This is a genomic window from Methylomonas sp. (genome assembly GCF_023228165.1).
In the GTDB taxonomy this organism is placed as follows: domain Bacteria; phylum Pseudomonadota; class Gammaproteobacteria; order Methylococcales; family Methylomonadaceae; genus Methylomonas.
In genome coordinates this window covers 112725-125423 of record NZ_JALOBS010000010.1, presented here as the reverse complement: position 1 = coordinate 125423, position 12699 = coordinate 112725, and the positions used below count along the sequence as shown (strand labels likewise).

11 protein-coding genes are annotated in these 12699 nt (G+C 50.1%); 4 read left to right on the top strand and 7 right to left on the bottom strand.

Annotated elements, in window-relative coordinates; genetic code table 11:
- Nucleotides 1-3 precede the first annotated feature (3 nt).
- From topA to M0R33_RS09520, 7 genes are all read right to left on the bottom strand, one after another.
- Complete coding sequence (gene topA, locus M0R33_RS09550; protein WP_292568178.1) at nucleotides 4-2322, bottom strand: type I DNA topoisomerase; 2319 nt, start codon at nucleotides 2320-2322, stop codon at nucleotides 4-6.
- Nucleotides 2323-2338: 16 nt separating this feature from the next.
- A complete protein-coding gene (locus M0R33_RS09545) occupies nucleotides 2339-2806 on the bottom strand; it encodes a DUF494 domain-containing protein (RefSeq protein ID WP_292568176.1) in 468 nt (155 codons plus the stop codon).
- An 8-nt stretch (nucleotides 2807-2814) separates the two neighbouring features.
- Entirely contained in the window at nucleotides 2815-3930 is a 1116-nt protein-coding gene (gene dprA / locus M0R33_RS09540) for a DNA-processing protein DprA (RefSeq protein WP_292568174.1), read from the bottom strand.
- 38 nt (nucleotides 3931-3968) lie between these two features.
- The gene (locus tag M0R33_RS09535) at nucleotides 3969-5012 is read right to left on the bottom strand and encodes a LysM peptidoglycan-binding domain-containing protein (RefSeq protein ID WP_292568172.1); all 1044 of its coding nucleotides are present in this window, start codon (nucleotides 5010-5012) and stop codon (nucleotides 3969-3971) included.
- Between the two features lie 148 nt (nucleotides 5013-5160).
- A complete protein-coding gene (locus M0R33_RS09530; protein ID WP_292568170.1) occupies nucleotides 5161-6129 on the bottom strand; it encodes a GDP-L-fucose synthase in 969 nt (322 codons plus the stop codon).
- A 4-nt stretch (nucleotides 6130-6133) separates the two neighbouring features.
- Nucleotides 6134-7255: a GDP-mannose 4,6-dehydratase gene (gene gmd / locus M0R33_RS09525; protein WP_292568168.1), complete on the bottom strand. Its 1122-nt coding sequence runs from the start codon at nucleotides 7253-7255 to the stop codon at nucleotides 6134-6136.
- Between the two features lie 174 nt (nucleotides 7256-7429).
- A complete protein-coding gene (locus tag M0R33_RS09520) occupies nucleotides 7430-8659 on the bottom strand; it encodes an NADP-dependent isocitrate dehydrogenase (protein ID WP_292568166.1) in 1230 nt (409 codons plus the stop codon).
- Nucleotides 8660-8845: 186 nt separating this feature from the next.
- On the opposite strand from M0R33_RS09520, the gene M0R33_RS09515 reads away from it, so the two are divergent.
- The 4 genes from M0R33_RS09515 to mltB all read left to right on the top strand — a co-directional run bounded on the left by M0R33_RS09515 (nucleotide 8846) and on the right by mltB (nucleotide 12658).
- Nucleotides 8846-9187, top strand: coding sequence for a TraR/DksA family transcriptional regulator (locus M0R33_RS09515; protein ID WP_292568164.1), 342 nt, complete (start codon nucleotides 8846-8848; stop codon nucleotides 9185-9187).
- Between the two features lie 113 nt (nucleotides 9188-9300).
- Nucleotides 9301-10338, top strand: a complete 1038-nt coding sequence (locus M0R33_RS09510) for a type IV pilus twitching motility protein PilT (protein WP_292568163.1) — start codon at nucleotides 9301-9303, stop codon at nucleotides 10336-10338.
- Nucleotides 10339-10352: 14 nt separating this feature from the next.
- Nucleotides 10353-11486, top strand: coding sequence for a PilT/PilU family type 4a pilus ATPase (locus M0R33_RS09505; RefSeq protein WP_292568161.1), 1134 nt, complete (start codon nucleotides 10353-10355; stop codon nucleotides 11484-11486).
- Between the two features lie 14 nt (nucleotides 11487-11500).
- Entirely contained in the window at nucleotides 11501-12658 is a 1158-nt protein-coding gene (gene mltB / locus M0R33_RS09500; RefSeq protein WP_292568159.1) for a lytic murein transglycosylase B, read from the top strand.
- The last annotated feature ends 41 nt before the right edge of the window (nucleotides 12659-12699 follow it).

The following is a 12699-nucleotide window of genomic DNA, read 5'->3' as shown; positions in this document are numbered from 1 at the left end:
ACTTCAGCCGGGGCCGTTGACATCCTCCGGATCGCCTTCATAAGGCGTTGCGTATTTACAGTCTTTTTGTGGACAAACTTTTTCCGTTCCCCGCCGCTTGGTGGTTTTCAAGGTTAAAATCGGCCACTGGCAGTCGGGACAACTTTCCTTGATCGGCGCATCCCACAAGGCATAATCACATTTAGGGTATTCGGAACAAGAATAAAAAATCTTGCCGCTACGTGCTTTACGTTTAAGTATCGAGCCTTTCTTGCATTGCGGACACTCAACGCCGGTATCCTGCGGTTTTTCCAACGGCTCAATATGTTTACAGGTCGGATAAGCGCTACAACCGACAAACTTGCCATAACGACCGGTTTTAATCACCAGCGGCGAGCCGCATTTAGGACAAACCCGGCCTTCAACCACTTCCGGCTCGACCGAGGCGGTAGCGCTATCCTCACCCAGATTCCGGGTATACGAACAAGTCGGATAATTAGTACAGCCGACAAAGCGACCGTTACGTCCCAATCTTATCGATAATGGACTACCGCACTCAGGGCATTGCTCGTCTATACTCTCCTGAGTCACATCCTTACGCTGAACGGACTCCTCTTTTTCATTAATCAGTTGGGTAAAGGGCCGCCAAAAATCGTTCATTAACGGAATCCAATCCTTTTCCCCTCGCGCCACCGCATCCAGATCGTCTTCTAAATTGGCGGTAAAATCGTAGTCGACATACTTGGTAAAATGTTCGGTCAAAAATTTATTTACTATCCGCCCTACATCAGTCGGATAAAAGCGTTTGCTGTCAATGGTGACATATTCGCGATTCTGCAAGGTGGAGATAATAGTGGCATAAGTCGATGGCCGGCCGATGCCGTGCTCCTCCAGCGCCTTAACCAAACTCGCCTCGCTATAGCGTGGCGGCGGCTCGGTAAAATGCTGATTTGCAGCCACGTCATTCAGAACCACCGGCCGGCCTTCTTCCATGGGCGGCAATAACCGATCCTGATCGTCGGCGGCTTCCTTGCTGTCGTCCACCCCTTCCAGATACACCATCATGAAACCCGGATTGGTAACGGTGGAACCGGTGGCGCGAAATACATTCTTATCGCTGCCGCAAGTCAGATCCACGGCAACCAGATTTAAAGTCGCAGGGATCATCTGGCATGCCACGGTGCGCTTCCAAATCAAGTCGTATAATTTAAATTGCTCGACGCTCAAGCGGCCTTTAACTTGCTCCGGCAGTCTTTGCACCGAGGTAGGGCGAATGGCTTCATGCGCTTCCTGCGCATTTTTGGATTTGGTTTTAAACTGTCTCGGTTCTTTCGGAACATTATCGGCGCCGTATTTTTCGGCAATCAAAGCCCGGATATCCGCCAATGCTTCATCCGCCAGATTCACCGAATCGGTACGCATATAAGAAATCAACCCGACGGTTTCGCCGCCCAGATCAATACCTTCGTACAACTGCTGCGCCACCATCATGGTGCGCTTGGTGGTGAACCCCAGCTTGCGTGCGGCCTCTTGTTGCAACGTGGACGTTATAAAAGGCGGCGCAGGATTTTTACTCCGCTGCTTTTTTTCCAGTTTGGCGACAATCAATTGGCCGTCGCCCGCGTCCAAAAGCGCCTGCTTGACTTGATTGGCTTGCGCTTCGTCGGTGATGCTGAATTGAGTCAGCTTTTCGCCGTTAAAATGGGTTAGCTTGGCTTTAAACGGCTGACCTTGCGCACTGGCATCGGCCGTGTGCGACCAGTATTCGCGGGTTTTAAATGCCTCGATTTCCAGTTCACGCTCGACGATCATGCGCAAAGCCGGACTTTGCACCCGTCCGGCCGACAAACCGCGGCGGATTTTTTTCCACAGCAACGGCGACAAGTTGAAACCCACCAAATAATCCAAAGCTCGCCGCGCTTGCTGGGCATTAACCATGGTAAGGGACAATTCGGTAGGGTGTTCGATAGCCTCGGTCACGGCTTTCTTGGTGATTTCATGGAACACTACCCGCAACACCTGCTTGTCTTTTAGGAGCTTTTTTTCTTTCAGATGTTCGAACACATGCCATGAAATTGCCTCACCTTCCCTATCCGGGTCGGTGGCGAGATATAAAGTGTCGGCATTTTTCAGGGCCTTGCCTATTTCCTGCAAATGGCGTTGATTACGATCTATGACCTGGTATTTCATGGCAAAGCCATTCTCCGGGTCGACCGCGCCCTCCTTAGGAATCAGGTCACGCACATGCCCATAAGAGGCCAGCACCTGAAAATCCTTGCCCAAATATTTTTCGATGGTTTTGCATTTGGCGGGAGACTCTACAATGACTAAACTTTTGCTCATGCTATCCGTATGAAAATCAATGTAAAGAAGTGGGTATCAAGTCGTAAACGATATCTTCCATGCGGGAAAAGGCCGCGCTATCACCGGGTTGACTTAACAACACCATCAATACGATCCACTTCAGTTTATCCAAGGTAATATCTTCATCTTTCAAAGCCATGGCCCGATCGATGGCAATTTCCCGGTTGGCCGCCGTCAAAATGCCGGCATGTTCAAGAAACATTAAAAAATCGCGGCATTCCAGATCAAACACCGATTCTTCCTGACTGCTGAATATCCGGAATGAAGATGTCACGGCAGGCGTTATGCTTTCAATTTCCGCCAAGGATTCCAGCCAATCAAAGGCTTTACTCACATCAGGCTGCTGAAAACCGGCATCCAGTAACTCACTGGCAATCGCATCGGTATCGGGATAATTATCGCTATCACCATCCAGATAGTTTTCAAACAGATAGATCAGCACATCAAAAATATCTTCTTTCATTAGAGCCTTTATTGGGTTCGGTAATAGCTACCGCCGGCGGCCGCGGCAATGTAGCCTTGCAGTTCCAGAACCAGTAGCATCGATGAAACAGTCTCCACCGAATAACCACTATCCTGGACCAGATTGTCAACCGTTATTGGGCTGTACGGAATCAATTTCAATAGATTTTGCTGCTCCAGGTCAAGCGCCGTCTGATGTATTTGTGCGCCAATCGACTTATATACTTGATTGTATTGGCCTAATTCTTCAAAAATATCCTCGGCCGTTTCGACTAATTTAGCGCCTTGCCTGATTAAAGCATTACAACCGCGCGCCAATGGATTATGAATCGAACCGGGAATGGCAAACACTTCACGGTTCTGCTCCAAGGCCATTCGCGCGGTAATTAACGATCCGCTTTGCTGGGCCGCTTCCACCACCAACAAACCTTGGCATAAGCCACTGATAATTCGATTACGCCTGGGAAAGTGCCCGGTCTTGGCTTTTGTACCCGGCGGAAATTCGGAAACCAACGCGCCATTAGCCACAATGTCCGTCGCCAACTGTTTATGACAGGCTGGATACACGCGATCCAAACCGGTACCGGCCACCGCAATAGTAAGCCCTCCCGCATTCAATGCCCCCCGATGGCTGGCGGCGTCGATACCCAAAGCCATGCCGCTGGTAATCACAAACCCCGCCTCGGCCAGCGCCTGGGCAAACTCGATGGCAATTTTTACGCCTATATTGGATGGATTGCGACTACCGACCATGGCAATTTGCGGCCGATGCAGGATGTCCGACTGCCCTTTAACAAACAATATCGGCGGCGGATCGGTAATTTCCTTTAGTTGTTCCGGGTAATCGGCATCTTCAATCGTGATGGCGGCATTTTCGGGCTGTTCAAGCCAGACTAAATCCTGCTCTACTAATTCCCAGGGTGGATTTTGCAGCGCCGCAACGAGTTTTTCGCTAAACCCCGCCCCCTGCAAAGTGGTTCGAGATGCTTTAAAGATTTGCTCAACCGGTAAAGCCGCCAGCAAACGCTGAACAGCAACGGGCCCGACACCGGGGATTCGAGCCAGGGCCAGCCATGATTTGATATGAGAATTCAGTTTTTTTGACAATAAATGGATTACAGCCAATAGTAAACTCCCACCGAAAATCGGCGGGAGTTGGTATGTTAAGGCGTTTGCACCCTATCCAAGGTATGTATGGCGGAGGTGGCTTTCATCACCAGAGCATAACTCACCCGTTCAAAAGGACGAAACACCATCAAAACCCCCGCCAATTCATCCGGCAATTTAACCGGCACCGCTTCATCGGATTGCATCCTGTCGATGACAACGCGGCCTCTTCTGTAGATATCCAGAGTATGGCCTACTTCCAAGCCATCCTGGATTCCTTTATCGATCACCACAATATCGCGTTGCCCAATCTGGGTAACGCCACCCATGACCCGAATAATACTACCCGCCACACGCTGTTCTGGCGGCCGAGGAAAATAATTTAGGGCCATCTCTCCCGCGGCGCTCAACATCAACCGGTCACCGCGGCGCACTTCGCTATCGGATTTAGTGATACGCAAAGTTGCCGGATCGCCCGGGCTTTCCAATAGTGTATCGGCGATATATTCAGCTTCGTAGCCGAGTATCTCCTGCGTATCCGGACTGACATACGGCTTGCCCTGCCGGTAAATGGTGTATTCCAGCCCTTCCGGATTCTCAATCGCCCGCACATAAACCCGATCCCCGGCTCCGGCCACCAAATGCTCATCGGCAATTTCAAGCACATAAGGCGCCTCGGGCAGCTCGTCAGCGGAAACCACTTTAGGCGAACTCAAAAACTGGGCGATCGCATCGCTGGGTATCATGGGGATGGCTTGCTCGATCGGCGACTCACGGATATGCGGTGTCAAGTTGGGTACATCGCTATACCCGGAATCGACCGGATTCAGACTCAGATGCGGCTCACCGTTAACATACGAAAAATACAACGTGTCGCCCGGATAAATCCAGTGCGGATTTTTGATCTGCGGATTGTTATGCCACAGCTGCGGCCACTGCCAGGGGTGCTCAAGAAATTTACCGGAAATGTCCCATAAAGTATCACCCTTAACCACCGTATATTGATCAGGATGATTGGGATTGATTCGCAGCGAATCCGCCCAAACAAAAGCGCTAAAAAGCAAGGGAACCAACAATCCCAGCAATATACGTAAAGCCATATAGTTATTCCTGCCAGCTAGAAGTCTGTGTGAGAGCAAAGTTTAGATGAATTCAGCCATAAATCCAGCCAAAACCCGCTACGGGTTTTACTTGCCCTATTGATGACGCTCAAACTCCAGCATTCCAACGGAAATCCGCTTAAAGCAATTACTGACTTTTAAATTCCGCCTGATGCTGAATAAACCATTGATAGGTGGATTTTAACCCCGCTTCCAAATCGATAGTGGGCCGCCAACCCAAGGAGCGCAATTTACCGTTATCCATCAGCTTGCGTGGCGTACCATCGGGTTTGGAACTATCCCAGATAATATCGCCGGCGAAACCCACCACCTTTTGGATCGTTTCAGCCAACTCGCGAATGGTGACATCCTTGCCGGTGCCGACATTCAAATGCGACAACATTGGCTCAGTTGCCGCTTGGTATGCCGACGTATCCAGATTCAAAACATGTAAACTTGCAGCAGCCATATCATCCACGTGCAAAAATTCGCGCATCGCCGCACCGGTTCCCCATAGGGTAACGACTGGCGCATGCGCCATTTTGGCATCATGAAGCTTGCGTATCATGGCCGGTATGACGTGACTATTTTCCAGATGAAAATTATCGTTTTCGCCGTATAGGTTAGTCGGCATGACTGAACGGTAATCGGTGCCGTATTGGCGGTTATAGGACTCGCATAACTTAATGCCGGCAATTTTAGCAATCGCATACGGCTCATTCGTCGACTCCAAAATGCCTGTCAATAAGGCCGCCTCTTGCATGGGTTGCTCGGCAAACTTAGGGTAAATGCAGGAACTCCCCAAAAACAACAATTCCCGACAACCCGCCGCCCAGGCCTGATGAATAATGTTAGCTTCCACCATCAGGTTTTGATAAATAAATTCGGCCGGATACACATTATTAGCATGAATCCCGCCCACTTTAGCCGCAGCCAGAATTATCTGATCCGGTTTCTGGCTTTGCATAAATTCACGTACAGCCGATTGATCGGTCAAATTTAGTTCGGCATGCGTGCGCACCACAATATTACCGTGCCCCGCCGCCTGTAGTTGCCGCAAGATGGCCGACCCCACCATACCGCGATGTCCGGCCAGATAAATTTTCTTGTCTGCCATGAGCTTATTCCTTACTAACTGCCACGCTGTAACCCTGATTCTGCAACAGCGCATGTTTTTGTGCTTGCTGCAAATCATAAGCTACCATTTCGCCGACCATTTCCTGTAGCGTAATTTGCGGCACCCAACCCAGTTTTTCCTTGGCATTGCTTGGATCACCCAACAAGGTTTCCACTTCGGCCGGTCGGAAATAACGCGGGTCGATAGCCACGATTTGTTGACCGACTACGGCTTTTGGAGCCTTACCACCGCTTATGGCTGCTATATAGCCTTTTTCGTCTACACCCTTGCCTTCCCAGCGCAGCGTGATACCCAGTTCCTTAGCCGCCATTTCTATAAATTGGCGCACCGAATACTGCACCCCGGTAGCAATGACAAAATCTTCCGGTTGTTCCTGCTGCAACATCATCCATTGCATGCGCACATAATCCTTTGCATGCCCCCAATCGCGTAGCGAGTCCATATTCCCCATGAATAAACACTGCTCCAGGCCCATGGCAATATTGCTCAGGCCTCGAGTGATTTTGCGGGTCACAAAGGTTTCACCCCGGCGCGGCGACTCGTGGTTAAACAAAATGCCGTTGCAGGCATACATCCCGTATGCTTCGCGGTAGTTAACGGTGATCCAGTAAGCATAAAGCTTGGCCACCGCATACGGTGAACGCGGATAAAACGGGGTGGTTTCTTTTTGTGGAATTTCCTGAACCAAGCCGTATAGCTCGGAGGTGGAGGCCTGATAGAAACGTGCGGTTTTTTCCATACCTAAAAATCGCATGGCTTCAAGAATCCGCAATGTGCCGATCGCATCCACATCGGCGGTATATTCCGGCGACTCGAACGACACCGCCACATGACTCATGGCGCCGAGATTATAGACTTCGCTAGGATTGGTTTCTTTAAGGATACGGGTTAAATTGGAGCTATCGGTTAAGTCGCCGTAATGCAGATAAAACTTAGGGTTTTTGACATGCGGATCCTGGTAAATGTGGTCAACGCGTTCGGTATTAAATAGCGACGCCCGCCGTTTGATGCCATGTACTTCATAGCCTTTTTCCAACAAAAACTCCGCCAGATACGAACCATCCTGACCGGTGATCCCTGTGATCAGGGCAACCCGCTTTTCCATATCAACTCCTATAGGGTTAAATTCAAATAATCCAACTAAAAAACACCGCCAACTGGAGCCGGCATCTTGAAAGGTGTTATTACACACACATTTAATATATTAAATGCTACACCATTTATTTTAAAATCCGTTAGTTACCAAGTTATTTCAAAGATCTAATCTCGCTCCGCACATTTAGACATGCAGGCTCTTCTCGAGATTGGCTCGCAGGGCTTCCAAAAATGCCTCGGTACTCAAATAATGCGACTCGTTCAAATCGTCGCCGTAGATACACAACGCCAGATCCTTGGTCATTTTGCCGGCCTCCACCGTGTCGACACAGACTTTTTCCAAAGTTTCGCAAAACCGTATCAACTCGGCATTGCCATCCAGCTTGCCGCGAAATGCCAGCCCTCGGCTCCAGGCAAAAATTGAAGCGATAGGATTTGTCGAGGTTTTTTTGCCCTGCTGATGCAGACGATAATGACGAGTGACGGTGCCGTGCGCCGCTTCAGCTTCCATCACTTTTCCGTCCGGAGTGACCAGTACCGAGGTCATTAACCCCAATGAACCAAAACCCTGCGCCACGGTATCGGACTGCACATCGCCATCGTAATTCTTGCACGCCCAGACGAAAGCGCCACTCCACTTCAGGGCCGATGCCACCATATCATCGATCAGCTTGTGCTCATAAACAATGCCTTTGGCCGTAAATCGATGTTTATATTCCGCCTGATAAATGGCTTCGAAGATATCTTTAAACCGGCCATCGTACTTTTTCAAGATGGTATTTTTGGTTGACAAATAAAGCGGCCAGCCCCTATCTAATGCCACGTTGAAGCAGCTGTGGGCAAATCCGGCGATAGAAGCGTCCGTGTTGTACATGGCCAGTGCCACGCCGTCCCCCTCGAAATGGTATACCTCAAACGCTTGCTCAACCCCGCCGTCATCCGGCGTAAAACTGATGCGCAAGGTACCCTGCCCCTGGGTGACAAAGTCCGTAGCCCGATATTGGTCGCCAAAAGCATGGCGACCAATGCAAATAGGCTGGGTCCAGTTCGGCACCAGCCTCGGTACATTTTGGCAAATTATGGGCTCTCGAAACACCGTGCCATCCAGAATATTTCTAATGGTGCCATTGGGAGACTTGTACATTTTTTTCAGGCCAAACTCCGCCACCCTGGTCTCGTCCGGCGTAATCGTGGCGCATTTGATGCCGACGCCATGCCGTTTGATCGCATTTGCGGCATCTATCGTGATTTGGTCATCCGTGGCGTCGCGCTGCTCAATGCTCAAATCGTAATAGTCGATAGTTAAATCCAAATAAGGCAAAATCAACTGATCCTTAATGAAATGCCAGATGATGCGGGTCATCTCATCGCCATCGATTTCAACGACCGGATTTTCGACGTGTATTTTTTTCATCCCCTGCTCCGCAAATTAACTAGTCGGCTCAGTATAGCCTGCCAAAGTGTTAAGTGCTTTAAGCTTTATTAGCGCCATCGAGCGGCGTTATTGCACAGCTTGCCGGTTCATTGTATAAGAAGATAACACCTCGGCCGGCCTTTTAGACTGGCCACCATCCAATGCAGCTAGCCTGCGGAGACTCAAATGAAAGAATATCAAGAAGTTCGCAATCATCTAATCTACATGCTCGAAGAGCTGGATGACCGACTGGGCAAAATCACCGACGATGTTAAACATGTCGATAAGCCGCTGGAGCAGGATTTTTCCGAACAGGCCACCGAAGTGGAAAATGACGAAGTTTTAGACGCCCTCGGCAACGCCGCCCGCCATGAAGTGGAAAAAATCAAACAGGCCATTTCCCGAATAGACGAAGGCACTTATGGTATTTGCCTGACCTGCGGGGAACCGATTAGAAAAGAACGCCTATTGGCGCTGCCTTATGCCAACCGATGTATTCGTTGCGCCGAGCTCAAAGAGCAACATTGACGAATTTCAGTTAACTCGCTTCGGGCTCCAGATTAAAAGCCACCCGGCACGATTCGCTTACCAATCTGTACTATCCTTGCCCGTACACATCCACTATTGCTGAGACAACCAACATGGACATCGCCGAACTATTGACTTTTTCCGTTAAAAATAAAGCCTCGGATTTGCATTTGTCTGCGGGTTTACCGCCTATGATTCGGGTTGATGGCGATATCCGCCGCATCAATATTCCGGCCTTGGATCACAAGGAAGTGCATGCGCTGATTTACGACATCATGAACGATAAACAGCGCCGCGATTACGAAGAGTTTCTGGAGACCGACTTTTCGTTTGCGCTTCCCGGCGTAGCACGTTTCAGGGTCAACGCATTCAACCAAGACAGAGGCGCCGGCGCGGTATTTAGAACCATTCCTTCCAAAGTATTAACCTTGGAAGAACTGGGCGCGCCCAAGTTTTTTGAAGAAGTTTGTAACAAACCGCGCGGATTGATTCTGGTAACCGGTCCAACCGGTTCAGGCAAGTCCACCACGCTGGCGGCGATGATCAACCATATCAACAACAACGATTATTCGCATATTTTAACGGTGGAAGACCCGATCGAGTTTGTGCACGAAAGCCAGAAATCATTGATCAATCAGCGCGAGGTCCATCGCGACACCTTGGGCTTTACCGAAGCTTTACGTTCGGCGCTTCGGGAAGACCCCGACATCATCCTGGTCGGTGAGATGCGGGATTTGGAAACCATTCGCTTGGCGCTCACCGCCGCCGAAACGGGCCACTTGGTATTCGGTACCTTGCACACCACTTCGGCCGCTAAAACCATAGACCGTATTATCGACGTGTTCCCGGCCGCGGAAAAAGACATGATACGTTCCATGCTGTCTGAATCCTTGCAAGCGGTTATCTCGCAAACGCTGCTGAAGAAAGTCGGCGGCGGCCGGATTGCCGCGCATGAAATCATGGTCGGCACAGCGGCGATCCGCAACTTGATCCGCGAGGCCAAAGTCGCGCAGATGTATTCCGCCATTCAAACCGGACGCAAAGACGGCATGCAGACGCTGGACCAGAATCTGAAAGAGTTGGTCGACAAGGGCTTGGTGACCGGCAAAGCCGCCATGGTGAAAGCCGTCAACAAAGACCTGTTCCGTTAATTTCTGGAGGCAGCATGGACTTCAAAGCATTATTAGCCTTAATGGTGGAAAAAAAAGCATCGGATTTATTCATCACCGCCGGCAAACCACCCTGCATGAAAATCGACGGCAAGGTGGTGGATGTATCCAAAAACATTCTGACCGCCGACCAAGCGTTAAAAGTGGTACTCAGCATCATGGAACAACGCCAGAAAGACGAGTTCGAACATACCAAGGAATGCCAATTCGCCATGGGCGTTGAAGGTTTAGGACGTTTCCGGGTTAGCGCCTTCACCCAGCGCGATGCCGCGGGTATGGTGCTGCGCCGTATCGAAACGCATATCCCCTCGTCCGAAGATCTGCATTTACCGCCGGTTCTGAAAGAACTGATCATGTACAAACGCGGCTTGGTCTTATTTGTGGGCGCAACCGGTACCGGTAAATCCACTTCGCTGGCAGCCTTGATCCGCCACCGCAACGAAAACAGCAACGGCCATATCATTACTATCGAAGACCCGATTGAGTTCGTACACCAACATAAGGGTTGCATTATCACGCAACGTGAAGTGGGTCTGGATACCGAATCTTACGAAGTGGCTTTGAAAAACACCTTGCGTCAGGCGCCGGATGTGATATTGATCGGCGAGGTCAGAACCAAGGAAACCATGCAACACGCCATTACTTTTGCCGAAACCGGTCACTTATGTTTATGCACCTTGCATGCAAATAATGCCAACCAGGCATTGGACCGGATCCTGCATTTTTTTCCGGAAGAAATGCACAGACAAATATTTATGGATTTGTCGTTGAATTTGCGCGGCATCGTCGCCCAGCAACTAGTCAAGCGCGCCGACGGCAAAGGCCGTTATCCAGCCATTGAAATTTTGTTGAACACTCCGCTGGTTTCGGACTTGATCCGGAAAGGCGAAGTGCATAAGCTAAAGGAACTGATGAAAAACTCCCGTGAGCACGGCATGCAAACTTTTGACCAGGCCTTATACGATCTGTATACCGCCGGCAAAATCAGCTATGAAGACGCATTGAATGCCGCCGATTCACGCAATGAGGTTCGCTTGATGATCAAGCTCGGCGCCGAAAATGCCGATTTCGATAACGACGATATGAAATTGTCCGAGACCGATGAAGACAACGGCAGTCTTTACCGTTAAATAACCGAATACTTATGAAACATGCTGTAACTTTTTCAACCCGCCTTTGTCTTGGCCTGAGCCTGCTGATATTTTGCGGTTGCGCGAATCAGCCGGAAAAATCGCAAGCTACCGACAAGAATACTCACTCGCCAACTCAGCAAAACCCTCCACAACAGTCCAGATCGGCAACGCCAGACTTGCGTCCACTGGTCAGCGTGGGCGGTTATAAGGCAGCGTCTGTATCGGGCGATTACGCCGGCTATCAAGCCGTGAATCGTTTCATTGATTTCATGGTGCAAAAACACGGTTTTGACCGTGACTATCTCACCGGTCTGTTTTCGAAGGCTAAGCGCAAACAATGGACTTTGGATTATCTAGCCAAATCCGATCGCAGTTTAAAGGCTCAACCCAGTAAAGGCAGCTGGTCCCGTTACCGGGCGAAATTTCTGGATCCTAGGCACATCAACAGCGGAGTTAGTTTTTGGCACAAACACCAACATGCATTGCAGCGTGCCAGCCGACAATATGGGGTACCCGCCGAATATATTCTCGGCATCATGGCTGTCGAAACCACCTTTGGCAGTTATGTCGGCAGCCACCGCGTCATTGATGCGCTGACGACTCTAGCGTTCGATTACCGGCGGCGCGGCGAATATTTTCGCGGCGAATTAGAAAATTTTTTGGTAATGGCGCGTAGCGAGCATATCGACCCCGCCAAACCGATCGGTTCCTTTGCCGGCGCAATGGGCCTTGGACAATTTATGCCCAGCAGTTTTTTGGAATGGGCCGTGGACTTTAACGGCGACGGGCATCGCGACTTGTGGGATCCTGTAGACAGCATCGGCAGCGTTGCCAACTATTTTGCTCAACATGGCTGGCAACCAGGGCAGCCGGTAGTTTCGTCCGTACGCGGTAAACCAGCCGCCGCCAGCAACCTGGAACCCGGCCTGGATCATTTATATTCGTTAAAATCCTTAACGGATTCCGGCTTGTCGCTGAATACCAACTGTCACTGTGACGCGCCGTTGCGGCTATTATGGCTGCGGCACAATAGTAACGACGAGTACCGCATCGGCTACCCCAACTTTTACGTCATAACCCGATACAACCAGAGCACCCACTATGCCATGGCCGTGCACGAATTGGCTCAAGCCATCAAGAATGCTTACCATAATGCTAAAAGAGGATAAAAGCCGCATTACTTTTTCCTTATTAAACGCTGCATAATTAA